A 23,221-nucleotide genomic window follows, 5' to 3' on the forward strand; every position below is an offset into this window, starting at 1 on the left:
CTGCGCAGGCCCTCTGTTCAGGCTGCCCGTTTCGTCGACGCAAGAGATCGTGAAAGGACTCGAGATGACACTCTCGAAGGCACGTGGATTCGCCGCAGGACTGCTGACCGTCGCTGCGGCCGTGGTGCTGGCGAACCCGGCACAGGCTCAGCCCGGTGCGCTCGCACCCGTCCCGTCCCTCGACGTCCAGAGGTACCTCGGCACGTGGTATCAGTTGGCCGCTGTGCCACAGCCGTTCAACCTGGACTGTGCGCGGGACACGAGGGCGACGTACGGGCTCGTCGACCCGTCGAACGTCAGCGTCGCAAACTCGTGCACCACCTGGTCGGGCGGGACGAACGGCATCAACGGCAATGCGCGTGTCACCGACCCGGTCACCAATGCGCAACTCCACGTGAGTTTCCCGGACGTGCCGTTTCAGAGTTCACTAGACGGTCCCACCAACTATGTGGTCACTTACATCGCCGACGACTACTCGTGGGCGCTTGTCGGTGACCCGGCACGGGCTTCGGGTTTCGTCCTGTCCCGCAACCCGGCGGTCGACGACGCGGAATGGACGCAGATCCGGCAGGTGGTGGAATCGAGTGGCTACAACTCGTGCCTGTTGCTGACGTCCCCGACCACCGGTGGCCGAGAAGGAATTCAGCCACTCTGCACGGTCTGACGGGCCGCGGAGCCGGTGATGTTCTCCATCATGCCTTTGAAGATGATTCCGTGGAACGGCATGATGGAGTACCAATACAGCCGTCCGGCGAGGCCTTTCGGGAAGAAGATGGCCCGCTGATCGAGTCGGGACCGGTCGGGATCCACACTGTGGACGCGCCATTCGAGCCACGCCCCGCCCGGCGCCCGCATCTCGGCGCGCAGTCGTAGCAGCGACCCCCGGTCGATGCGTTCGACCCGCCAGAAATCCAGGGGGTCGCCGGTGTTGAGCTGCTTCGGGTTCCGGCGTCCACGGGTGAGTCCGACACCACCGACCACGCGGTCGAGCCAGCCGCGCACCGACCACGCGAGTGGGAACGAGTACCAGCCGTTTTCCCCGCCGATGCTCTCGACGACGCTCCACAGCGTTCCGGCGTTCGCGTCGCAGTCCTTGGTGCGTTCGTCGGTGTAGACGACCTCACCGGCCCAATCGGGATCGGACGGGAGCGGATCGGACGGGGCGCCGACCGGGGACGCACTCGCCCATGTCGTCTCCACCTCGCCGTTGTCGATGCGCCGCAACGCCAATCGCACGGCATCCCGGTACGTGGTCAGGCCTGCCTTCGGCGGCGGGATGACATCGTCGATGTCGTGCTCGGAGGCGACCGCGTCGTTCTGCAGCGATTCGATCAGGGCCCGCCCGAGCGAGCGGGGGATCGGGGTGACCAGACCGATCCACAGACCGGCGAGCTTCGGGGTCAGCACCGGGAGGACGAGGATGCGACGCTGACGCAGACCGGCGACCTCGGCGTACGTCTGCATCATCTCGCCGTAGCGGATGACGTCGGGACCGCCGATGTCGAAGGTGCGGCTGCGCGGCAACGGTGCCTCGGCCGCGGCGACGAGGTAGTGCAGAACGTCGCGGACGGCGATCGGCTGGATCCTGTTGTTCACCCACCGCGGGGTGGTCATCACGGGGAGCCGGTTGGTGAGGTGGCGGATCATCTCGAACGACGCCGAACCGGAGCCGATGACCACCCCGGCCTGCAGAACCATTGTGGGAACACCGGAGTCGACGAGGATCTGGCCCACCTGGGTGCGGGAGCGCAGGTGCGGCGAAAGGTCGACCGAGTCGGGATGCAGGCCGCCGAGGTAGACGATCCGGCCGACACCGGACGTGCGGGCGGCCTCGGCCACGTTCTCCGCGCTGACGCGTTCGGCCTCCTCGAACTCGTCCGACCCGCCCATCGAATGCACGAGGTAGTAGACGACGTCCACGTCCGTGAAAGCGGCAGAAAGGGATTCGGGATCGCTCAGGTCGCCGCGAGCGATCTCGACGTCGGAGGCCCAGGGAACGTCGGTGAGTTTTTCGGGTGAACGCACCAGCACCCGCACCCGGTAGCCGGCTTCCGCGAGCCGGGGTGCGAGGCGTCCGCCGATGTATCCGGTGGCGCCGGTGACCAGTACACGTAACTGTGTCATTCCCACACGCTACTCGTCGTTGTCACCGCCTCGCCCGCTGTGGCGACTAAGGTCGGGTCATGGGCATCGTGCATTCGAGTGTGGTCGAGGCCTCGCGGGACGAGTTGTTCGCCTGGCACACGAGGGCCGGGGCGTTCACCCGGCTGTCACCACCCTGGCAGCCACTGAGTCTCGCGAAGGAATCCGAGTCTCTGGAATCGGGTCGTGCCGAACTGCGCCTGCCCGGCGGCCTGACGTGGATCGCGCAGCACGACGCGAAGGAGTACGACCCTCCGCACCGGTTCGTCGACTATTCGGCTGCCCTGCCGCTGCGACTGCTGGTGCCGTGGCGGCACACGCACACGTTCGACGTCGTGTCCGAGGGCCGGACCCGGGTCACCGACCGGGTCGACACCATCGTGCCCGGCCACTTCCTCCGATCGACGTTCGTCTACCGCCATCGCCAGCTCGCCGACGACATGGACCGGCACCACTGGGCGTCCACCCTCCTGCCCGGTCCCCTCACCGTCGCGGTGACGGGGAGCTCCGGTCTCGTCGGCTCCGCCCTCACCGCGTTCCTGAGCACCGGCGGGCACCGGGTGGTTCGCTTAGTGCGCCGCGCTCCCCGCACACCCGACGAGCGGCGCTGGAACCCGGACGCTCCTGCCGCGGACCTGCTCGACGGAGTCGACGCCGTGATTCACCTCGCCGGCGCATCCATCGCGGGACGGTTCACCGACGGTCATCGCCGGGCGATCAGGGACAGTCGCATCGAGCCCACCCGAAGGCTGGCGGAAGTCGCCGCAGCGTCCGGGCAGGGACCGAAGATCTTCGTCGGTGCGTCGGCGATCGGGTACTACGGCCCCGACCGGGGCGACGAGGTGCTCCACGAGCAGGACCCGCGGGGCGACGGCTTCCTCGCCGATGTCGTGGCGGACTGGGAGGACGCAGCGAAGCCGGCCGCCGACGCCGGACTGCGGGTGGTCCACGTCCGCACGGGGATCGTCCAGTCGCCGAGCGGCGGCGTTCTGCGCCTGCAACGGCCGCTGTTCGAGGTCGGACTCGGAGGTCGTCTCGGTGCCGGAACGCAGTGGTTGTCGTGGATCGACATCGACGATCTGATCGACGTCTACCACCGCGCCGTCGTCGATGCGGGGTTGAGCGGTCCGGTCAACGCGGTGGCGCCGAACCCGGTTCGCAACGAGGAGTACACCGCAGTCCTGGCGTCGGTGCTGCACCGGCCGGCGTTCCTCCCGGTCCCCGATTTCGGCCCGAAGCTCCTGCTCGGCGAGCAGGGCGCGCGCGAACTCGCCCTCGCCGATCAGCGCGTCACCCCGGGCAAGCTCCTCGACCGCGGTCACCGGTTCCGGCGCCCCGACCTCGACACGGCGCTGCGCCACCAGCTCGGGCGGTTCACGACGGACTAGGGGTGCCCCCCGGCGTCGTACGCCGCTACGACGCGCTTCGGGGCGGTGAGACGCCACGCCTCCTCGACGAGCTCGGCCAGTTCATCGGCGTCGACACGGTCGAGGACGACGTCGATCCAGCCCCACCGGCCGAAGAACGGCGCGACCAGGAAGACGTCGGGATCCTCCTGCAGCAGAGCCGCCTGCGTTTCCTTCGTCGCTTTGAGGCACACGGTGGGGGCGCCGTACCCGACGAGACCGAACATCTTCTTGCGCACGCGGAAGGTCGGCTGATCACCCCAGTTGGCGATCACGACCTCGTGCGCCTCCGGCAACGCCAGCATCATCGCGCGCACGTCGTGTTCGGTGGGCATCACAGCTCCTGGTCGGGCGGTCGGTGGTCCGGGGACCTTTATATCCCCGGCCACCGACAGCCCGGACCGCGGCGGGGTCAGACGAAGGCGAACTCGTCTCCGGCGTGGAACTTGGCGAGCGATTCGGAGACCGAACGCCGTGACGGCGGGTGGAAGGCGAATGCGTGGACGGCGGCGGCGAGGTAGCCGATATCGGAGGACGTGATGAACGCGATCCCGCCGAGCGACTCGACGGCCGCCGCGGACGCGCGGACGAGTGCGTCGCGAATCGCGATGCGCGAGAACAATAGCCGCACCGAGATGTCTTGTCCGCGTTCGCCTTCGTCGACGGCGCGGGCGATGTTCTCGATCGCGGCCATCGCGTTCTCCACGTCGGCGGCGGCGCGCACGTAACCCTCGTAGTCGTCCTTGCCTGCCGCCAGTAGCCGCTCGAGCAGCGCGCTCGCCGCGCCCAGGTAATTCGCGGTGACGAGCATGCCGAACCACAGGTACCCGGTCATCTCGTGTCGGCCGTCGGGGTCGTCGGCGCCATTGAGGAGGACGAGGTCGGCGGGCACCTCGACGTCCTCGAGGTGCACCTCGTCGCTCTCGGCTCCCGCGAGGATCCAGCTCTCCCAGAACGGGCGCACCGAAATGCCCGGCGTGCCGGCGGGGATCAGCGCGATCGCCCGCTCACCGGTGTCGACCTCCACGCTGGCGGTGAGCAGGTCCATCGAACTCGACAGACTGCACGGCTTCTTGCTGCCGTTGACGAGGTAGCTCGACCCGGTCCTGGTGGCGGTCATCGTGGGGATGAAGACGTTGCCGCCGGTGACGCCCTCGGAGAAGCCGGAGGCGACGACGGCGCGTTGTTCCACCAGGCTCGTGATCAGAGCGCGGTCCTCGTCCGTACCCTCCTGCGCGAACTCGTTGAGAGTGGCGAGCGACAGATGGTGCATGGTGGTGGCGGCGCCGAGAGACGGCGACCTGCTCCCGATCGCCCGTTGGACCCGCACGGAGTCCAGGGCGGAGGCGCCCAGCCCGCCGGACTCCTTCGGAATGGTCAGAGCGGTACCGCCCGCGTCCCGGAAGCGCCCGATCGTCCCGCTGTCCCGGCCCTCCAGCGTCAGCAGTGGTGTCTCGTCCAGGTAGGTGGCGAGGTCGGGCAGATACGACTTCAGCGCTGCGTGTTCACGGGCCATCAATGCGGTCATGACACTCCTCGAATGTGTTCGCGGAAATTCCGGATCTCCAGGGAAATCCATAGGGATATTCGGAGTGAGGAGTAATCCGGTTTGGTCGGTGCCACCAAACCGCATCGGCGGCCGCTCCGAATCAACGGAGAAATTCCGATCATGCACACCGCGAGGAGATTGGTATCGATGGCTGTGAACAGATTGATCCAGAGGCTGGGCGGCGACGACCGGGTAGATCTGCTCCGGGCAGTTCGTGAGTCCGACGTGAGTCCGTACTTCCGGGTGATGGAGTCCGCCACCGCGCCCATCGTCCAGGTGGAGGGCGCCGACCGGATCATGCTCGGTTCCAACAACTATCTCGGGCTGGCCGATCACCCCGCCATCCGTCAGGGAGCGCAGGACGCCCTCGATACGTTCGGCGGCGCGATCACCGGAAGCCGCCTCCTGAACGGCACCATGGACCTGCACCTCGACCTCGAATCGGAAATCGCCGAATGGCACGGCACCGAGGACGCCATGGTCTTCACCACCGGCTATCAAACGAATCTCGGCACCATCAGTGCCGTCGTCGGCGTGGGCGACGTCGTCGCCGTCGACTCTGCCGCCCACGCGTCGATTCGAGACGGATGTGCTCTGTCCGGTGCGACGATCCGCAAATTCCGTCACAACGACGTCGCCGACCTGGAGAGCATTCTCGGGGACACCGCAGACGGGGACGGCGCGGTGCTGGTGATCGTGGACGGGTTGTATTCGATGGAGGGCGATCTCGCCCCACTCGGCGCGGTCTCCGAACTCTGCGACCGCTACGGTGCGGCCCTGATGGTGGACGAGGCGCACAGTCTCGGCATCTTCGGCAAGCAGAGGACCGGCGCCGCCGAACTGCTCGGCATCGACGGCGACACCGACATCCGGATGGTCTCGCTGTCCAAGAGTCCCAGCTCCACAGGAGGATTCATCGCGGGGTCCCGTGACCTGCTCGACTCGCTGCGGGTGAATGCCCGTGCCTTCCTGTTCACGACGTCCGGTGTTCCCGCCGCGGTGGGGGCGTCCCTCGCCGCGGTGCGACTGATCCGCAGCGAGGAGGGGGAACAGCGCGCACGACGCGCGCTGGACAACGCCGCGGTCCTGCGGTCCGGACTGGCGGACAACGGACTCGACGTGGGTGCGTTGTCGCCCCTGCCCGGCGGTGGTGAGACCGTGACGCCCATCGTGTCCGTCCACGTCGGCGACGACCTCGAGGCGATGAACCTCTGGCGCGCCCTGTTCGACAGGGGTGTGTTCACCAGTGCGGCACTCTATCCCGCCGTTCCCCGCTCGGGGGCGATGCTCCGGCTGTGCGTCATGGCCACCCACACGGACACACAGTTGCGGCGGGCGGTCGACGTGATCTCCGAGACCGTCACGGAGGCCGCGGCGTGATGAAGGTGGCCGTCACCGGCGCGACGAGCGACTTCGGTGCTGCGATCCTGCCTGTGCTGCTGGCGGATCCGGACATCGACACGGTGATCGGGCTCGCCAGGCGGGAACTGCCGATCGAACATCCGAAACTCGAGTCCGTCCGGATGGACATTCGTGATCCGGGCATCGAGGAGGTGTTCCGTGGCTGCGAGGCCGTGGTCCACCTGGCGTTCGTGGTGGAGGAGATCCGGGACAAGGCGGAGACCCACGACATCAACCTGAGGGGTTCCCGCAACGTCATCGACTCCGCTTACCGGGCAGGCGTGCTGCGCGTCGTGATCGCGTCGAGCATCAACGCGTACGGCCCCGAGCTGCGTCCGAAGCCGGTGAACGAAGACGTCTATCCCGCAGGCGATCCCGACCGATACTATTTCCACGACAAGGCCGAGGTCGAGCATTACGCCGAGTGGTGGCTGCGCCGCCACCCGGGGGAGATGGCGATCTCGATGCTGCGGCCCACCTACATCATCGGACCGGACTTCTCCAACGACGGCATCGACCAGCTCACCGGCCCGGTCGGGGCCTTTCCGCGGGCCGACGACGCCGCGTATCAATTCCTGCACCAGCGGGACATGGCGGATGCGTTTCACCGCGCCGCGAAGCAGGACCTGGTGGGCCCGTTCAACCTCGGACCGCGGGACTGGGTGGGTGTCCGCGACCTCGCGGCGATGCAGGGACAGCGGATGTTCGACGTGCCCGAACGCTCGGCGATCGTGGCGGCGAACGTCGCGTTCCGGCTGGGACTCACCGCGTTCTCCGGCCAGTGGGTGACCGCGGGGGAGACCGTCGTCGATTCGACGCGCCTGACCGAGGCGACCGGCTGGGCGCCGACGCTGACGGCCCGGGAGTCGGCGGCCGTCATGATCCTGCTGCAGGGGAAACCCCTGCTGCGCAGGGAAGATGCCCTGGAACGCCGCATCGCCTGCGAGGCGGCGCTGGAGCCGGCATCCGAATTCGTCGGCGTCGACGGCCGCGGGATCGAGCACGTCCAGATTCCCGCGGCGACCGGGGCCGTGCACGCCGAGGTTCACGCGGCGCGGTCGGGCGGCGCAGCCACCGTGGAGTCGGGCGGCGCAGCCACCGTGGTCCTGCCCGCGCCACCCGGACTCCACGCGCGGTACCTCACCCCCTTCGCCGCGGAACTGGCGGAGAACGGCGTCGACGTCGTCGTCGTGGACCTCCCCGGACACGGGTTGAGCACGGGGAAGCGAGGTCGTGTGACGGCGGCCGGGGTGAACGACGCCCTGGCGGTTGCCCTCGGCTACGCCCGGATCCGGTTCGGTGCCATTCCGCTGGTGGTGAGGGTCGGCGACGCGACCGAGCGCGTGTCGCGGCCGGGACGATGGCGATCGAAGATTTCCCGCTCGCGGACCCAGATGTCGGTCAACCCGGCCGACGGACTGCTCCCGCGGCGGCTGCGGTACGAGGGTGGGCTGGAGGATGTCCCGCACGCCTACTCCGTCCGCGACGTCGTCGCCCTCACCCGCGCCGATCGCGTCGACTCGTAGAGTGACTCCCGAGCACGTAGGCGCTGTGAACAGGAGTGAACCGATGACCAGTGAAGAACCCGGGAAGCGGAGTCCGGCCGTCGAGGCGGGGCTGACGGTGCGGCGTGAGGTGATGGGCGCCGACTTCGTCGAGCGGGCGCTCACTCGCACAGCGGGGACCGACAGTGAGCAGCTGCAGGAGTTCGTCACCGAGCACGTCTGGGACGCCGTGTGGAACCGGCCGGGGTTGGATCGGCGCAGCCGCAGCCTCCTCAACCTCGGCATGCTCATCGCGCTGCGTGCGCACGGTGAGCTGAAGGGTCACGTGCGGGGTGCCTTGCGCAACGGTCTGACCCGCACCGAGGTCGTCGAAGCGGTGATCCACGCGAGCGCCTACTGCGGCGCCCCCGCCGGGTTGTCGGCGATGGCGGTGGTGCAGGAGGCGCTCGACGCGGAACTGGGACCGCTGGAAGCCGAAGACTGACGCTGCGTACGCGAATCAGCCGGCGGCGCCGGTGATCTCGTTCGGGGTCTCCGGCAGGTCGGCCTGCCCGGACACTGCCCAGGTGTCGAGGTCGATCGTGTGGATCTTCTTGTTCGCGGGGTCGGTCACGTAGGCGGTGTGGTCCTGCACGTACAGCGCGGGCCTCGGCGACTGCCACTTGTCCGGCTCGGTCCACGGATCGATGACGTCGACGGTGCGGCTCACCGCCTTGCTGTTCGGGTCGATCACGTGCACGGCGCCGTCGGTGCCGAGGACGAGGGCCTCACCGTGCGGGGCTCGTCCGAGCGAGCGGAACGTGTAGCTGGTGCCCAGGTCGACGAGGGTGAGTTGTCCGGTGGCGGTGTCGGTGAGCGAGACTCGTTCGGGGCGTTCGAGTTCGGCGTCGGGATCGGTCTTGTAGTCGCCCAGGATTATCGGTGAATCCTCGTCGCCGGCCTGGTTTCCGATTCGCCCGTAGGGGTCCGGGCTGGTGACCTTGGTGATGACGCCGTCCCGGTAGATCAGCAGGCCGTTCTGGCATCCCACGACCACCGTCTCGCCGGCGGCGACGGCCTCACCGTGCACGCCGGGGCAGTCCTCGTTGCGCACGATCTCCTTGCGGTCGCGGTCGAGTACGACGATGCCGGTGCGTTCGTCCTCGTTGCCGATGGTGGTGAGCAGGCTGCCGTCCGAGAGTTCCACGGCCACTCCGTGATGCGCCTCCGGCGTCGTGAACTCGGTGGTGTCGGGTGTGCCTTCGGAGAGTCCGGCGGGATCGAACACGCGCACGAGTCCGGTGCCGTCGTCGAACAGCACGGTCTTGCCGTCGTGCCGGACCACGTGGCCGGGCGTCTTCGCCTCGAACGTGACGTCGGTGAGGGCGGGTTCGGCGGTGTCGAGGGCGGTGAAGCTGTTTCCGGTGCTGACCAGTACGTGCCGGTCGTCGCCTGCGGGGTTGAGCCGGGTGAAGCCGTCCACCTCGGCCGAACCGACCACGTCGAGGCTCTGCGCGTCGAGAACCAGCACGCCGCCGTCGTAGGTGAGTGCCAGCCGCGGTGTGGCCGAGTCGGTGGTGGTCGCTTCGGCCGTGCCGGAGTCGGTGGAGCAGGACGTGAGCAGTGTCGCCGAGAGTGCCACGGCGGCAACGGCGGTGGGGAGAGGTCTACGCATAAGGGTCACTCGGGAGAATTAACTCTTATTGCAAACGGTTGTCAAAGTCGGAAGTGTGCATGTGTGAATGCGTCGCTACGTCAGCCCCTCCGCGATCGCCAGGGAATTCGAATCCATCATCTCGATGTACGTGCCCGCGCCCGAGCCGATCTCGCCCAGCGATTCCGTGAACAGCGAGACGACGTCGACGGGAACACCGGCCTCCGAGGCCAAGACCTGCGCGAGCCGATCGGGCTGGGAGGAGTCGACGAAGATCGCGGGAACCCGCGCCGCAGTGATCGTCGCGGCGAGGTCCGAGAGGTCCGACGCGCTGGGCGACGCCAGGGTGGTCCCGCTGGGAATCACCGCCCCCACGGTGTCGAAGCCGAAACGTTCGGCCAGATAACCGAAGACGTGATGATTGGTCACCAGCTTTCGCCGATCTGCGGGGACGGTCGCGAATCTGTCCGTCATCCGGGCAGTGAGTTCCCCGAGTTGCCGGGCGTAGCTGTCCGAGTTCGTGCGGACGGCTCCCGCGTCGATCTCCGGCACGTGGTCGATCACCGCGTCGCGGATCAGTGCAACAGCCTCGCGTACCCGGTCCGGATCGGTCCAGATGTGCGGATCCAGGGTGCCCGTGGACTTTCCGGAACGGTACTCGATCGGCCGCACGGCCTCACCGACGTGCAGGATCGGGACGCCCTCGGAGCGTGCGGTGTCGACGGTTTTGCCGATTCCCTCCTCGAGTCCGAGACCGTTCGAGACGAGCAGGTCGGCACGCTCCACCCGCGCGGCGTCCGATGCGGAGATCTCGAACGAATGGGGATCGGCGCCTCTCGGCATCAGCACCATCACGTCGGCCTGGTCGCCGACGACGTTCTGCACCACATCACCCAGAATGTTCGTGGTCACGACCACGACCGGTCCGTCGGAGGCGCCCGGGGAGCACGCCGTCACGGACAGCGTCGTGAGTGCGGCCAGCAGGGCCGCCGGCAGCAGGCGCCGCATCCCGCTCACAGCCCGACCACGCCGAGGGTGGACGCGGCGACCCCGACATCGAGAGTGCGCGCGACCCGCGCATCGTCCCGGAAGTCGATCTCGGTCACCGTCTTCGACGCGGGATCCGAGACGTACGCGCGGGTGCCGCCGACGACGACGGCAGGCGGAGTCGCCGACTCGTCGCTCCAGTCGTAGGGGGCGGCCAGGACGTGCGAGGAAGCGGTCTCCGCGCCGGACGCCGTGTCGTACACGCGGAAGGTGCCGTCCGCGAGGACCGCGAACACGGAGCGGCCGTCGCCCGACAGCGCGACATCCAGCGCGCGATCCGCGGTCCGGACGTGCGTCCACCCGCGGGTGCGGGCATCGAAGACCAGCACCCCGTCATTGGTGGCGGTGGGTCCGGCGGCGGCGACCTGGATCGGCAGGCCGTCGTGTCCGCGGAACGACATGGGTCGGGTGGCGGCGCCGATGCCTGCCGGGTACGGAACCTTCTGCGACGTCCACGCGCCGGCGGCGGTGGTCGCGAGGAACAGTCCGTCGTCGCACGCGGCCAGTGCGTCCGTGTCGGACACCGCCGTGCCGTGCATGTTCGGGCAGGCGGTGTCGAAGCCATGCTCGACCTCCCCGTCCGCGGTGTGGACCTCGAACGTGCCGGAGCGGGAATCGGTTCCGTTCGCGGCCGAGTGCGACACCACGAAACCGTTGGCGATCGGCAGCGCGACGCCGTGGTGCGGTGCGTCGGCGTCCACGACGGCCCCGACGTCGATGCTGTCCTTGCGGAGCGCGGCGAAATCGATCACGCGGGCGACGCCGTCGCCGTCGAAGAACGTCGCCACCTTGTCGTCACCTTCGATCACGTGCGCCGGGGTGCCGCCCTCGAGGACGCCGAGTTCGACCGGTGGCTTGGTGTACGAGTGGGTGTGGTCACCGTGGTCGATGGTCCAGGAACCGGCGTCCACCACATGCACCGCGCCGCCCGCGCCGTCCACGGCGAACGCGTAGCGGTCCTTCACCGTCGTCACCCGCGCCGGGTTGTCGAACTCGAACGAGTGGAGAGTCTCGGCGGTCGCGAGGTCGAGCACGTCCACGCGGCCGGAATCGGCATCCGACACGACGAGCCGAGGTTCGGGCCCCTCGACCTCGGTGGATCCGGCCTCGGCGGCAAGGTCGCTACCCGGTTGGCTCCGGCTGTCGGGGGACGCGGCCTCCTCCTGTGGAGATCCGCAACCGCCGAGGGTCAGCGCGGCGACCGCGGCAATTGCTGCGCGGGCGAGGGTCGTGTTGGGCATTCAGGGTCTCCATCTATCGAACGGGTATCGGGGTCGGCAAGCGGGCAGGCCGAAGTCGTCGCGCCGCCGACCGGGCCAGGGCCGCGACGAAGAACTGGAGCACGGCGATTCCGGCGATCGTCGCGCCCGCGGCGGTGTCGGCATTCCACGACACGATCAGCCCGGCGAAGGTGGCGGACCAGCCGAGGAGCACGGCAATCGCCATCGTCGCGCCGATCGACCTGCCGAACAACGCTGCGGTGGCGGACGGGGCGACGAGGAGACCGAACACGAGCAGGGTGCCGACGATGCGGAACGAGGCGACCACGGCGAGGACCACCAGTGCGAGGAGCGCGAGGAGCGCCCACCGAGGCTGCAGACCCAGGGTGTGGGCCTTGCGTTCGTCGAAGACGAGGGCGACGAAGGGGCGGTACGCGATCACCGAGACGATCCCGGCGACCGCGGCCGCCGCCGCGAGCCCGATCAGGTCTTCCCGCGTCGCCGACAGGACGTCACCGAACAGGAAGGCGGTGAGATCGACCGCGAACGACCGTGCACGCGAGACGATCACGACACCTAGCGCGAGCATGCCGACGAACAGCAGGCCGATCCCGGTGTCCTCGGACAGGCGCGAATTCTTCGACACCCAGGCGACGCCGAGGATCATGACGACCGCACTCGCGGCCGCGCCGACGAGGAGGTTCGCGCCGGCGAGATAGGCGACGGCCACCCCGGGCAGCATCCCGTGTGAGATGGCCTCGCTCATGAAGGCCATGCCGCGCAACACGACCCACGTGCCCACCAGGCCGCAGAGGACGGACACCAGCATTCCCGCGAAGAGCGCGCGCCGGACGAAGGACACCATCAGGGGGTCGAGTAGCCACTGCACTCTGCTAATCTAACGATAATGATTGTCGTAAGCGAAATCGCGGTCCGGTACGGCCCGACCACGGCGTTGAACGGTGTGAGCGTGCGGCTCGCACCGGGCACCGTCACGGCCGTCGTGGGGCACAACGGTTCGGGGAAGTCGACGCTCCTGCAGTGCCTGGCCGGCATCGCGCGACCGACGGCGGGACGGATCGACGGCACGAAGGGGCTGGGCACGGCATATGTGCCGCAACGCAATGCGGTGAGCGATCAGCTCCCGCTGAGCGTGCGCGAGGTGGCGGCCATGGGAGCCTGGAACCGACGCGGATTGTGGCGCCGGCTCACTCCCGGCGACCGTGCCGCCGTCGACACGGCGCTGGACAGGCTCGGTCTCGCGGACCTCGGCCGGCGGCGGATCGGCACCCTGTCGGGCGGGCAGCGTCAACGCGCCCTGCTCGCGCAGGCGCTCGTGCAACGCGGCGACTTACTGCTCCTCGACGAGCCCACCACCGGTCTCGACGCCGAAGCCCGCGCGGTGATCGGAAACGTCGTCTCCGAAGAGGCCGCGCGGGGTGCGATCGTCGTCGTGGCCACGCACGAATCCCGCGACGCGGAACGCGCCGACCAGGTGCTGGCCCTGTCGTCGGGGGTGCAGCTCACCCCACTTCGACGATGACGAGCTTGTTGCCGTCCGGGTCTCGGAAGTAGAACATCGGCGGCACGTAGTCGCCCATCCGCAGGACCTCCGCGTCCACGTCGACGCCGTTCGCCGACAGCGTCGCATGGTCGGCGTCAGCGTCCGAGGTGGTGAGGCGGATACCCGTCTCGACGCCCGCGGGGACGCCGTCACGGGTCGGCACGAGCGCGATCGACGTTGCCGATCCCGGTGGCGCCACCTCCACCCACCGCTGTCCGGGGCTGAACTCCGCATCCATACGACGCTCGAAACCGAGTGTGCCCACATAGAATTCGAGCGCCCGATCCTGATCGGTGACAGGGACCGCCACCGTGTGCACCCCGTTGATGTGCGTCTTACCGTCCTCGGCCATGCCGTCCACCTCCCCGTCGGCAGGCGTCACGCCTGCTCGAACGCCTTCTCGAGTTCGGCGACGTCGAGTTTGCGCATCTTCAGCATGGCCTGCATGGCGCGCTGCGCCTTCTCGGTGTCCGGGTCGCGCATGAGTTCGTACAACCGCTCGGGGACCACCTGCCAGGAGACCCCGAAACGATCCTTGACCCAACCGCATTGGCTTTCCTCGCCGCCGTCGCCGGTGAGGGCGTCCCAATACCGGTCCACTTCCGCCTGATCCTTACAGAGGATCTCGAAAGAGACGGCCTCGTCGAACGTGAACTGCGGGCCGCCGTTGAGCGCGATGAACGGCTGCCCGTTGATCTCGAACGACACCGTCAGCACCGTCCCCTCGGGGCCGGGAGTGTCGGGGCCGTAGTGGGTGACCTCCGTGATCCGCGAATTCGGAAACAGTGACGTGTAGAACTTCGCGGCCTCTTCACCTTCGGTGTCGAACCAGAGGCAGGGGGTGATGGGTTTCATGGCGCAGTTCCTCTCGCAGGTCCTCGTCGATTCATCCTCGCCGATATAGACCGCGCCCATGCCCGAAACTCATCGGACGGCTGTCAGGAGTTCAGCGCACCGTCCGGGTGGACGAGATGGCGATCGCGCCGAGCAGCCCGACCAGGGCGAATGCGTAGAAGCCCCACGGGACCGCATAGCCCGCACCGAGCAGGACGCCGCCGAGGATCGGTCCGCAGATCGCGCCCACCCGGCCCACACCGGCCGACCAGCCGAGAGCGGTCGCACGGATCTGCGGCGGGTGGTTGGCGCTCGTGAACGCGTAGACGAGGACCTGTGCGCTGAACACGAAGCAGCCGGCGAGGAACACCAGCGCGTAGATGCCGAACGACACCTTGACGCTGAGCAGGGCGAGGAACACCGCGGCGCCCGCGAACCAGATGATGGCCGCCGTGCGCGGGCCGATCTTGTTGGCGACGCCGCCCGCGATCAGCAGTCCCACCACAGCGCCGGCGTTGAGGATCAGCAGGAACGTCAGTGACGCGCCGAGGTCGTAGCCCGCCTCGCGCATGATCGTCGGCAGCCACGTGTTGAGACCGTAAACGAGGAGCAGTCCCATGAACGAGGTGACCCAGATGGCGATGCTGTTGCGCAGGAACGGGCGCGAGAACAGGGCGCGCACCGGGTTGGCCGAGGCCGCGACGGGAGCGTCGGCGGCCGGTGCCGCCTCCAGTTCCAGGCCGTACTGCTTCGCGATGGCCTCGGCTTCGGCGCGCTTGCCGTGCGCCAGCAGGTACGACGGGGACTCGGGGAGGTACCGCAGCATCAGCGGAATCAGGACCACGGCGGGCAGGGCGCCGACGACGAACATCGAACGCCAGCCGAACGGTTCGATCAGGACGATCGCCAGCGCAGCGGTCGCGACGGCACCCACGTGGTAGCCGGTCATCAGCAGCGTCGACGCGGAGCCGCCGCCCTGCCTCTTCGAGAACTCGTTGACCAGGGCCAGCGCCGTCGGTAGTGCGCCGCCGAGCCCGACCCCCGCAAGGAAGCGGAACAGTCCGAAGAAGAACGGGTTGGGTGCCACCGCGCAGAGAAGCGTGAGAATGGAGAACGCCGCAACGGCGAACAGGAGTGCACGCCTGCGTCCGACGACGTCGGTGAGCGTGCCGATGACCAGCGCGCCGATCGTCATGCCGACCAGGCCGAATGTCGAGATGAACGTGATCGTTCCCGTGGTCAGACCCCAGTCCTCGTAGTCGAGGAGGGAAGGGATGACGGCGCCGAGGACGACCAGGTCGAAGCCGTCGAGCAGCACGGCTACCCAGCAGAGGGGCGCGACCCAGAGGGCGGTGGAGGCGCGGGCGGCGCTTCGTTGGGAAGTGGTCATGGTGTCCTCGACGTTCGACGGTGATGTGCGCGGGCGTTCGCAATGCGAACCCTAGTTCTATACGCGCACTTATTGTGTGGCGCGCCATAGTTGCCTGTCAAACATCGGCTACTCCACACCCAGGCGATCCGCCGCTCCTGGGCGCTCGCCCAATGTCACCTCGGTGCCGTCCATGCAGACCGCTGTGACATTCGGCCGCGCTCGGGTTGGTCAAGAACTGGTAAACCCTGTGTGGATAATCGATCGGGTACCGAGTTGATGAGCCAGGACGGACTGTGAGACCCAACCCCCAGGTGGCCGCGAGCCGTCCGAGCCACGCCGCGACGCCACCGTCGGCTGCGAGCGGTTACCGGTACGACCTCGACGGTCTGCGCGGAATCGCGATCGCGCTGGTCGTGGTCTATCACGTGTGGTTCGGCCGGGTGTCCGGCGGCGTCGACATCTTCCTGGTGCTCTCGGGATTCTTCTTCACCGGCATGCTCGTGCGACGCGCGTCTGCGGGCTCGGGTCCGTCGGTCCCCGCAGTCCTGCGGCGCACCGCCCGCCGCCTGCTGCCCGCGCTGGTGGTGGTGTCGGCCGCGACCGCGGTCGCGACCGTGATCCAGCGGCCGTTCACGCAGTGGTCGGGGATCGCGGACCAACTCCTCGCCTCACTGCTGTACGTGCAGAACTGGCAGCTGGCCCGGACCGCGTCCGATTACGCCGCCGCCGACGCGTCGGTCAGTCCGCTGCAGCACCTGTGGTCGATGTCCGTGCAGGGGCAGTTCTACGTGCTCGCGCTCGCGGTCGTCGCGGGTGTGGCCTGGACGTGCCGCCGCCGGATCGGTCTCGTGCGACCCCTCCTCGGCGGCGTGCTCGGTGCGGGGTTCGTGGCGTCGTTCGTCTATGCCGCGGTGCTGTCGCAGGACCGGCAGTCGTGGGCGTATTTCGACACGTTCGCGCGACTGTGGGAGCTGCTCGCGGGTGCGCTGCTCGCGCTCGTCGTGCACCGCGTCGCGCTGTCTCGGTGGTGGCGCACCGTCCTCGCGGTGTCGGGGTTCGCCGTGGTCCTCGGGTGCGGGTTCCTCGTCGACGGCGCCGCCTTGTTCCCCGGTCCGGCGGCCCTGATTCCGGTCGGTGCGGCGGTGGCGCTGATCCTCGCGGGCGTCGGCCCCTCCGAGCAACCGGGGATCGTGACGATGATGGCGTCGCGGCCGTTCGTCGAACTCGGTGGCCTGGCCTATTCGCTGTACCTGTGGCACTGGCCGATCCTCATCTTCTACCTCACGTGGCGCGAGCGGCCCGCGGTCGGCGCGCTCGGTGGACTCGCGGTGATCCTCGTGTCGCTGGTGCTGGCGTGGCTCACCCAGCGGCTGATCGAAGTGCGGTTCCAGACGGGGTCGGCCCGTCCGCGGCGGTTGCTGACCGCGCTGGTCGCGATCCTCGGCGTCGCCGTGGTGGGAACCGCGTCCGGCTGGCACGTGTATCTGGTCCGCAACCCCGAGACGACCGCCCGGGTCGGTGAGCTGGACCCGTGGCTATACCCGGGCGCGGCGTCGCTGACCGACGGCGCATTCGCGCCGCGCACGGACATGCGACCCACCCTGCTCGAGGCGTCGGGAGATCTTCCGCAGCCGACCCTCGACCGCTGCATCTCCGACCTGACCACCCGCGACGTCGTCACCTGCGTGTACGGCGACCTCAGCGCGGAGCGGACGATCGCCGTGGTGGGCAGTTCCCACGCCGAGCACTGGGTGCCCGCGCTCGATCGCATCGGGCAGCAGCGCGGTATCCGGGTCGAGACGTACCTCAAGATGGGGTGCCCGCTGACCGTCGCGGACGTCCCGCTGCTCGCCGGCGAGCCGTATCCCGACTGCGGCGACTGGTCCCGCGACGTCCTCGACCGTCTCCGGGATCACCGGCCGGACTGGGTGTTCTCGACGTCCTCGCGTCCCAACGAGGAGGGCGCAGGCGACGTCACGCCCGAAGACTACGTGGGCCTGTGGGCGCGGCTCGCGGATTTCGGGCTGCCGTTCCTCGGCATCCGCGACACGCCGTGGCTGCACAACGACGGCGTCCCGTATTCGGTCGTCGACTGCCTCGCCGACGGCGGCGACGCCGACAGCTGCGGCATGCCCCGGGACGACGTGCTCGCCCCGGACAACCCCACGCTCGACGCGGCCCGCGACCTGCCGTCGGTGTATCCGCTCGACCTCACGGACGCCGTGTGTGACGTGGCGATCTGCCGTGCGGTGCAGGGAAACATCCTCGTCTATCACGATTCGCATCATCTCTCGGCGACATACGTCCGGAGCCTCGTCCCCGAACTCGACCGGCAGATCGGCATGGCCACCCGCTGGTGGTGACCGGGATACTTGCGGCATGTCCGAAAACGATCGCAGCATGCTGGGACGCGCCTTCCTGGTGCTGGGTTCGTTCACGTCGGAGCGTCCGCGGCTGTCGCAGTCGGAGCTGAGCCGGCGCACCGGACTGCCGCTGCCGACGGTGCACCGGCTGTGCCGTCAGCTGGTCGACAACGGCGCCCTCGAACGCGTCGACGACGGGCACTACGAGATCGGGGTGCGGGTGTGGGAGCTGGGTGCGCTCGCGCCCCGCGCTCACGGATTGCGGCAGGTGGCGTTGCCCTATCTCGAGGACCTGTACGAGGCGACGCGCGAGAACGTCCAGCTCGTGGTCCGGGAAGATCTCGAGGCTCTCTACCTCGAACGGCTGTCGGCGCGCGGCGCCGTGACCGTCGTCGGGAGGGCCGGCGGCAGGCTGCCGCTGCACGCGTCCAGCGGCGGTCTCGTGTTGCTGGCGTTCGGCGGCAAAGCCCTGCTCGACGAGGTCCTCGCGGCGGGCCTGGAACGCTTCACGCCGTCGACCATCACCACCGAACATCGCCTGCGCAGCACCCTCGACGACATCCGCCGGACCGGCTGGGTCACGTGCCGCGAACACCTCAACGTCGGGACGCTGGCCGTGGCCGCGCCGGTGTCGCGGTCGACGGGTGAGGTGGTGGCAGCGGTGTCGGTCGTGGTTCCGGCGGAGAAGGATCCCGCACCCCTGATCCCGGCGGTGCGGGCGGCTGCGCGGGGCATCTCCCGCGGCGTCGCGTAGCTCGTCTTTCACTCAGTGAAAGAGGGGGTGTTGCGATCACGCGGTGGGCAGCACAGTGACTGGTGTCACGAACTACGCGAGGAGTCTGCTCATGAACACACAGGTCGGGATCGTCGGCGGGGGTCCCGCAGGGCTGATGCTGTCCCATCTCCTGCACCTGAAGGGCATCGATTCCGTCGTGCTCGAATGCCGCACCCGCGAGGAGGTGGAGGGCACGATCCGGGCCGGTGTGCTCGAACAGAACACCGTCGACCTGATGGTCGACACCGGACTCGGCGACCGCGTCAAGCGTGAAGGACTCACCCACCACGGCATCGAACTACGGTTCGGCGGCCGCGGCCACCGCATCGACTTCGACGAACTGACGGGCGGTCGCGCCGTCACCGTCTACCCGCAGCACGAGGTCCTCAAGGACCTCATCGCCCGGCGCCTCGAAGACGGCGGCGACATCCGATTCGGCGTCTCCGACGTGCAGGTTCTGCACCACACGTCCGACAACCCGAAAATCACCTACCTCGACGCCGACGGCAACGAGCAGACGCTCACCTGCGCGCTCGTCGCCGGCTGCGACGGATCGCGCACCACGACCCGCGGTCTCATCCCCGAGACCACCGTGCGCACCGACCACTTCCGCCAGTACCCGTTCGCCTGGTTCGGCATCCTCGCCGAGGCCCCGCCGTCGTCCGAGGAACTGATCTACGCCAACCACCCTCGCGGCTTCGCGCTCATCAGCACCCGCACGCCGGAGGTCCAGCGGCATTACCTGCAGGTCGACCCGGACGACTCCGTCGACAACTGGTCCGACGACCGCATCTGGTCGGAACTGCACGCCCGCGTCGACGGCGAGGGCGCGGAGATCAAGGACGGCAAGATCTTCCAGAAGTCGATCCTGCAGTTCCGCAGCTTCGTGTGCGAGCCCATGCAGCACGGCAACCTCTTCCTCGCCGGCGACGCCGCCCACACCGTGCCGCCCACCGGCGCGAAGGGCATGAACCTGGCGATCGCCGACGTGTACTTCCTGTCCAAGGCGATGGCCGAGTTCTTCGCCACCCGCAGCCGGGCCGGGCTCGAGGGCTACACCGACAGCGTCCTCCCACGCGTGTGGCGGACCCAGCACTTCTCCTGGTGGATGTCCTCGATGCTGCATCGACTCCCCGACGACACCGGATTCGGCCACAAGCGGCAGGTCGCCGAACTGGACATGGTCACCCGCTCCGTCGCCGGCCGCACCCTCATCGCCGAGAACTATGTCGGCACCCCTTTGGGCTGACGCCCCCGTGAGTACTTATTAACGTCGGGCGGTTAAGCCTCAATACCGTTCAGTTAGTGCGGGTTGCGTTACGATGAGGTGTGCCTCGGAGTGGATGGGTGAAGCCGGTCTCGGATCGGCGGTTGTCGGATGTGGTGTCGGTGGGGTTGTTGACCAGGGTGTTTCCCGCGTCCTTGGTTGATGAGGTGATCGCGGAATGCGGGCGGACCGAGCAGCGCAGTAGGTCGTTGACCGCTCGCGTGACGGCGTATTTCTCGATCGGGATGGCATTGAATTCGCAAGGCTCCTATGAGGAGGTCTTCGAGCAGCTCACCGACGGTTTGTCGTGGTCGTCGGGATGGTCGCAGTCCTGGTCGTCGCCGACGAAATCGGCGATCTTCCAGGCCCGGTCCCGGCTGGGGCACGAACCGGTGCGGGAGCTGTTCCGCCGTGTCGCACGACCGCTCGCCGACGCGGATACACCCGGATCCTGGCTCGCGGGGCGCCGGTTGGTGGCCCTCGACGGGACCTGCCTCGACCTGCCCGACACCCCGGCCAACGCCGAGCATTTCGGCCGGCCCGGATCGAGTCGCGGCGAGAAGTCCGCGTTCCCGCAGGCACGATTGGTGGCCCTCGCCGAATGCGGCACCCACGCGGTTTTCGACGCCGCGATCGGACCGTGCCGCACCTCCGAGCGGGAGTTGACGCACGATCTGTTCGACACCCTCGAACCGGGAATGCTGCTGCTCGCCGACCGCGGCCTGTACGGATTCGACATCTGGACCCGGGCCGCCGCCACCGGCGCCGATCTGCTGTGGAGGGTCAAATCGACGCTCTCACCCCGCCACCTCGAGACCCTCGACGACGGATCCTGGCTGGCACAGATCATCCCCACCTCCGGGAAGAATCGGCAGCAGCGCACACCACTGACGGTGCGCGTGATCGACTACACCCTCGACGACGGGCGGGAAACCCCCGAACAGTACCGACTGCTGACCACCATCCTCGACCCCTCCGACGCACCCGCGGAAGATCTCGCCCTCGCCTACGCCCAACGCTGGGAAATCGAGAACACCTTCGACGAACTCAAGACCCACCAACGCGGACCACGCGCCGTGCTGCGGTCGAAATCCCCACCGCTGGTTCAGCAGGAAATCTGGGGGCACCTGTGCTGCCACTACGCCATCCGCACGCTGATGCGCGACGCCGCGACCGCCGGCGGTCACGACCCGGATCGGATGTCCTTCGTCGCCGCCCTGCGGATCACCCGACGATCCCTGTCCCACAGCTCTTTTTCCCCCTCATAACCACCACGCCGCCACCAGATTGTGGAATCAGGGCATCGCCAAAATCCTGCGCCGCATCAACCCAGCACGCCGACCCCGATCAAACCCCCGCGTCGTCAAACGCAAAGTCCTCAAATGGGCCGCCAAACGCGCACACCACCAACACCATCCACAACCCACCCAACCGCCGAAATGCACCATCCTTGTTCACTAACTAAACGGTATTGGGTTAAGCCTGGATCCACCGATAGGGGCGGGTCGGCTGATGGGTTCGGTTGCGGCCGTTGATGGGCTGTCAGGGGTGTGGGTGATCGCCCGACCGATGTGTCGGGTTGTTCCACTGGGTCTTTCGGGTCGGGGCCGGGGGTGGCCGGGCGGATTAGGTGACCTGGGGTCTTCGATGCCGGGTGTGGGTGAAGAGTTGGTTCCATTCGGATTCCCAGGGCCAGCGCCGCGGCAGGTGCAGGGTGAGGCGGCGGGCCGAGGACGCGATCCGCGCCGGAACCGAGATCAGGGTCCGGCGGATGGTGGCGGTCGTCGCCTTGGCCAGGCGGGCCCCGGTGAGGGTGGCGGCGGCGCGGGTGAGATTGAACGCCATCACCGCAAGCACCAGCCAGGCACTATTGGCGGCGAACCGCCCCGACGGCAGGTGCGCGAGCGCGGAGTTCTTCAGGTCGGCGTGGACCTGCTCGATGATCGCGTGCCCGCGGTGGATCTTGTCCGCGGCCACGGTGTCCAGGACGGCGGGGTCGGTGGTGGTGAAGAACGCGTGGAACCGCCAGGCGTCGAACAACGTGCCCTGACCATCGGTGTGTTCCCGCAGGTCGGGGATGCGGCGCACCACCAACCGGCCCGGTGTCCGCTCGGAGGCGAGTCGGGTGAACGCGGTGAAGTCGATCTCGGCGACCTCGGCGCGGGAGATCCACCGGCCGGCCTGTTCGTCGTAGACGGCGTCGGTGTATTCGATCGGGGTCCACGCATCCTCGTCGATGGCGGCGATCGCCGCCTTCACCGTCGCGGTCATCCGCACCGTGACCGAGACGTCGGCGCCGGAGCGCAGTGCCGCGGACACGGTCGGGTGCCCGTAGAAGGCCGAGTCGGCCCGCACCAGCACAGACCCCGGTGACAGCTGCGGGCGCAGGCGGCCGAGTGTGGCGAGGGCGTCGCTGACCATCCGGGATGCCCCGCGTGGGGATCCGCAGCCGCCGCGGCGCAGGCGTTGGCCGACGATCACCGGTGCCCGCCCGTCGGTGGTGGCGGTGGCGATCAGCGCGTTCAACCCCCGGACCCCTGTATATCCGTAGCCCGAACCCTGCTTGGCGTGCCCGTGCACCTCGACGATGGTGTCGTCGAGGTCGACGAGGATCCGCCCACCTGATTCGGGCCCATCGACCAGCGGTGTTCGTTCGGCCAGGCCTTGCAGGAATCGGGTGGCGACGGCGTCGAGTTGGCGGACGTGCCCGAAGGAGAACGTCCGCAGGAAGGAGCCCAGCGTCGACGGGGCGTACGGGTGGTCGAATACCGTGGGCATGGCGCCGTGCCGCAACAATGCCATGTCATCGATGCTGTCGGCGCCGGCGACCATGCCCGCTACCAGTGCGGTCACCTTCCGGCCCGCGTGTGCGCCCTTGTCGGTGGGCAGCGTCAGATGCTCGTCTGCCAGGTCATCGAGGCCGCAGTCCTGAGCCAACCCCAGGACCGGAACCAGTCCGGCCGCGGCGAGGAGATTGCGGTCGTCGAACGCCGAGGCCGTCACCGGGTGGGTGTGGGATAGTTGCACCCTAGAGATGCCCTTCGTGTCGATCGAACTGGTTCTGTGAGAAGTCCAATTCTTTCAGCACGCAAGGGCATCTCGCCGTTTCGACTCACCTACCCCGACACCACATCGGTGGATCC

21 protein-coding genes are annotated in these 23,221 nt (G+C 68.3%); 10 read left to right on the forward strand and 11 right to left on the reverse strand.

Translation table 11 applies throughout. The features are described from left to right. Positions 1-64: 64 nt before the first annotated feature. Positions 65-664 (forward strand): lipocalin family protein, encoded by a 600-nt coding sequence (locus OYT95_RS25735; RefSeq protein ID WP_268789492.1) that lies wholly within the window; start codon positions 65-67, stop codon positions 662-664. On the opposite strand, the gene OYT95_RS25740 is transcribed toward OYT95_RS25735, so the two are convergent. Continuing rightward, positions 643-2,124 (reverse strand): SDR family oxidoreductase, encoded by a 1,482-nt coding sequence (locus OYT95_RS25740; RefSeq protein WP_112300125.1) that lies wholly within the window; start codon positions 2,122-2,124, stop codon positions 643-645. The genes OYT95_RS25735 and OYT95_RS25740 overlap by 22 nt on opposite strands. A gap of 59 nt (positions 2,125-2,183) precedes the next feature. On the opposite strand from OYT95_RS25740, the gene OYT95_RS25745 reads away from it, so the two are divergent. After that, positions 2,184-3,530 (forward strand): TIGR01777 family oxidoreductase, encoded by a 1,347-nt coding sequence (locus OYT95_RS25745; protein WP_268789493.1) that lies wholly within the window; start codon positions 2,184-2,186, stop codon positions 3,528-3,530. Here OYT95_RS25745 and OYT95_RS25750 read toward each other — a convergent pair. After that, complete coding sequence (locus OYT95_RS25750) at positions 3,527-3,883, reverse strand: MmcQ/YjbR family DNA-binding protein (protein ID WP_268789494.1); 357 nt, start codon at positions 3,881-3,883, stop codon at positions 3,527-3,529. The genes OYT95_RS25745 and OYT95_RS25750 overlap by 4 nt on opposite strands. A gap of 77 nt (positions 3,884-3,960) precedes the next feature. Further along, complete coding sequence (locus OYT95_RS25755; RefSeq protein WP_112300124.1) at positions 3,961-5,076, reverse strand: acyl-CoA dehydrogenase family protein; 1,116 nt, start codon at positions 5,074-5,076, stop codon at positions 3,961-3,963. Positions 5,077-5,244: 168 nt separating this feature from the next. Between OYT95_RS25755 and OYT95_RS25760 the strand changes: the two genes are divergently transcribed. From OYT95_RS25760 to OYT95_RS25770, 3 genes are read left to right on the forward strand one after another with little or no spacing between them, the layout of a single operon-like run. Continuing rightward, a complete protein-coding gene (locus tag OYT95_RS25760) occupies positions 5,245-6,477 on the forward strand; it encodes an aminotransferase class I/II-fold pyridoxal phosphate-dependent enzyme (RefSeq protein ID WP_268789495.1) in 1,233 nt (410 codons plus the stop codon). Then, positions 6,477-8,024 (forward strand): NAD-dependent epimerase/dehydratase family protein, encoded by a 1,548-nt coding sequence (locus tag OYT95_RS25765; RefSeq protein ID WP_268792274.1) that lies wholly within the window; start codon positions 6,477-6,479, stop codon positions 8,022-8,024. The genes OYT95_RS25760 and OYT95_RS25765 overlap by 1 nt, the downstream gene beginning before the upstream one ends. Positions 8,025-8,067: 43 nt before the next feature. Continuing rightward, on the forward strand, positions 8,068-8,487 hold the full coding sequence (locus OYT95_RS25770) for a carboxymuconolactone decarboxylase family protein (RefSeq protein ID WP_037226052.1): 420 nt from the start codon (positions 8,068-8,070) through the stop codon (positions 8,485-8,487). A 15-nt stretch (positions 8,488-8,502) separates the two neighbouring features. Here the strand turns inward: OYT95_RS25770 and aztD are convergent, their stop codons facing one another. From aztD to aztB, 4 genes are all read right to left on the reverse strand, one after another. Further along, positions 8,503-9,657, reverse strand: coding sequence for a zinc metallochaperone AztD (gene aztD, locus OYT95_RS25775; RefSeq protein ID WP_268789496.1), 1,155 nt, complete (start codon positions 9,655-9,657; stop codon positions 8,503-8,505). A gap of 75 nt (positions 9,658-9,732) precedes the next feature. Beyond that, the gene (gene aztC / locus OYT95_RS25780) at positions 9,733-10,644 is read right to left on the reverse strand and encodes a zinc ABC transporter substrate-binding protein AztC (protein ID WP_268792275.1); all 912 of its coding nucleotides are present in this window, start codon (positions 10,642-10,644) and stop codon (positions 9,733-9,735) included. A gap of 5 nt (positions 10,645-10,649) precedes the next feature. Continuing rightward, complete coding sequence (locus OYT95_RS25785; RefSeq protein WP_268789497.1) at positions 10,650-11,924, reverse strand: ABC transporter; 1,275 nt, start codon at positions 11,922-11,924, stop codon at positions 10,650-10,652. 13 nt (positions 11,925-11,937) lie between these two features. Next, a complete protein-coding gene (gene aztB, locus OYT95_RS25790; protein ID WP_268789498.1) occupies positions 11,938-12,792 on the reverse strand; it encodes a zinc ABC transporter permease AztB in 855 nt (284 codons plus the stop codon). An 18-nt stretch (positions 12,793-12,810) separates the two neighbouring features. Here aztB and aztA point away from each other — a divergent pair, with 18 nt between their 5' ends. Further along, a complete protein-coding gene (gene aztA / locus OYT95_RS25795; protein WP_037226044.1) occupies positions 12,811-13,446 on the forward strand; it encodes a zinc ABC transporter ATP-binding protein AztA in 636 nt (211 codons plus the stop codon). Here aztA and OYT95_RS25800 read toward each other — a convergent pair. From OYT95_RS25800 to OYT95_RS25810, 3 genes are all read right to left on the reverse strand, one after another. After that, positions 13,427-13,819 (reverse strand): VOC family protein, encoded by a 393-nt coding sequence (locus OYT95_RS25800; RefSeq protein WP_037226255.1) that lies wholly within the window; start codon positions 13,817-13,819, stop codon positions 13,427-13,429. The two genes, aztA and OYT95_RS25800, sit on opposite strands and share 20 nt — an antisense overlap. 26 nt (positions 13,820-13,845) lie before the next feature. Then, on the reverse strand, positions 13,846-14,322 hold the full coding sequence (locus OYT95_RS25805; protein WP_037226042.1) for a VOC family protein: 477 nt from the start codon (positions 14,320-14,322) through the stop codon (positions 13,846-13,848). A 91-nt stretch (positions 14,323-14,413) separates the two neighbouring features. After that, on the reverse strand, positions 14,414-15,691 hold the full coding sequence (locus tag OYT95_RS25810; RefSeq protein WP_037226040.1) for an MFS transporter: 1,278 nt from the start codon (positions 15,689-15,691) through the stop codon (positions 14,414-14,416). A gap of 275 nt (positions 15,692-15,966) precedes the next feature. On the opposite strand from OYT95_RS25810, the gene OYT95_RS25815 reads away from it, so the two are divergent. The 4 genes from OYT95_RS25815 (at position 15,967) to OYT95_RS25830 (ending at position 21,346) form a co-directional block, all read left to right on the forward strand. Next, on the forward strand, positions 15,967-18,036 hold the full coding sequence (locus OYT95_RS25815; RefSeq protein WP_268789499.1) for an acyltransferase family protein: 2,070 nt from the start codon (positions 15,967-15,969) through the stop codon (positions 18,034-18,036). Between the two features lie 16 nt (positions 18,037-18,052). Continuing rightward, positions 18,053-18,790: an IclR family transcriptional regulator gene (locus OYT95_RS25820; RefSeq protein WP_268789500.1), complete on the forward strand. Its 738-nt coding sequence runs from the start codon at positions 18,053-18,055 to the stop codon at positions 18,788-18,790. Between the two features lie 91 nt (positions 18,791-18,881). After that, complete coding sequence (locus OYT95_RS25825; RefSeq protein ID WP_268789501.1) at positions 18,882-20,060, forward strand: 4-hydroxybenzoate 3-monooxygenase; 1,179 nt, start codon at positions 18,882-18,884, stop codon at positions 20,058-20,060. A gap of 80 nt (positions 20,061-20,140) precedes the next feature. Next, positions 20,141-21,346, forward strand: coding sequence for an IS4 family transposase (locus tag OYT95_RS25830; protein WP_268789502.1), 1,206 nt, complete (start codon positions 20,141-20,143; stop codon positions 21,344-21,346). 358 nt (positions 21,347-21,704) lie between these two features. Here OYT95_RS25830 and OYT95_RS25835 read toward each other — a convergent pair whose 3' ends face one another. Next, complete coding sequence (locus tag OYT95_RS25835; protein ID WP_268789503.1) at positions 21,705-23,105, reverse strand: IS1380-like element ISRop1 family transposase; 1,401 nt, start codon at positions 23,103-23,105, stop codon at positions 21,705-21,707. Between the last annotated feature and the right edge of the window lie 116 nt (positions 23,106-23,221).

This window comes from Rhodococcus sp. JS3073, assembly GCF_026810085.1.
Taxonomy (GTDB): domain Bacteria; phylum Actinomycetota; class Actinomycetes; order Mycobacteriales; family Mycobacteriaceae; genus Rhodococcus_F; species Rhodococcus_F wratislaviensis.

Coding starts and splice junctions, on each gene's coding strand:
- OYT95_RS25735 (WP_268789492.1), top strand. CDS start 65: ATGACACTCTCGAAGGCACGTGGATTCGCCGCAGGACTGCTGACCGTC.
- OYT95_RS25740 (WP_112300125.1), bottom strand. CDS start 2,124: ATGACACAGTTACGTGTACTGGTCACCGGCGCCACCGGATACATCGGC.
- OYT95_RS25745 (WP_268789493.1), top strand. CDS start 2,184: ATGGGCATCGTGCATTCGAGTGTGGTCGAGGCCTCGCGGGACGAGTTG.
- OYT95_RS25750 (WP_268789494.1), bottom strand. CDS start 3,883: ATGCCCACCGAACACGACGTGCGCGCGATGATGCTGGCGTTGCCGGAG.
- OYT95_RS25755 (WP_112300124.1), bottom strand. CDS start 5,076: ATGACCGCATTGATGGCCCGTGAACACGCAGCGCTGAAGTCGTATCTG.
- OYT95_RS25760 (WP_268789495.1), top strand. CDS start 5,245: ATGGCTGTGAACAGATTGATCCAGAGGCTGGGCGGCGACGACCGGGTA.
- OYT95_RS25765 (WP_268792274.1), top strand. CDS start 6,477: ATGAAGGTGGCCGTCACCGGCGCGACGAGCGACTTCGGTGCTGCGATC.
- OYT95_RS25770 (WP_037226052.1), top strand. CDS start 8,068: ATGACCAGTGAAGAACCCGGGAAGCGGAGTCCGGCCGTCGAGGCGGGG.
- aztD (WP_268789496.1), bottom strand. CDS start 9,657: ATGCGTAGACCTCTCCCCACCGCCGTTGCCGCCGTGGCACTCTCGGCG.
- aztC (WP_268792275.1), bottom strand. CDS start 10,644: ATGCGGCGCCTGCTGCCGGCGGCCCTGCTGGCCGCACTCACGACGCTG.
- OYT95_RS25785 (WP_268789497.1), bottom strand. CDS start 11,924: ATGCCCAACACGACCCTCGCCCGCGCAGCAATTGCCGCGGTCGCCGCG.
- aztA (WP_037226044.1), top strand. CDS start 12,811: ATGATTGTCGTAAGCGAAATCGCGGTCCGGTACGGCCCGACCACGGCG.
- OYT95_RS25800 (WP_037226255.1), bottom strand. CDS start 13,819: ATGGCCGAGGACGGTAAGACGCACATCAACGGGGTGCACACGGTGGCG.
- OYT95_RS25805 (WP_037226042.1), bottom strand. CDS start 14,322: ATGAAACCCATCACCCCCTGCCTCTGGTTCGACACCGAAGGTGAAGAG.
- OYT95_RS25810 (WP_037226040.1), bottom strand. CDS start 15,691: ATGACCACTTCCCAACGAAGCGCCGCCCGCGCCTCCACCGCCCTCTGG.
- OYT95_RS25820 (WP_268789500.1), top strand. CDS start 18,053: ATGTCCGAAAACGATCGCAGCATGCTGGGACGCGCCTTCCTGGTGCTG.
- OYT95_RS25825 (WP_268789501.1), top strand. CDS start 18,882: ATGAACACACAGGTCGGGATCGTCGGCGGGGGTCCCGCAGGGCTGATG.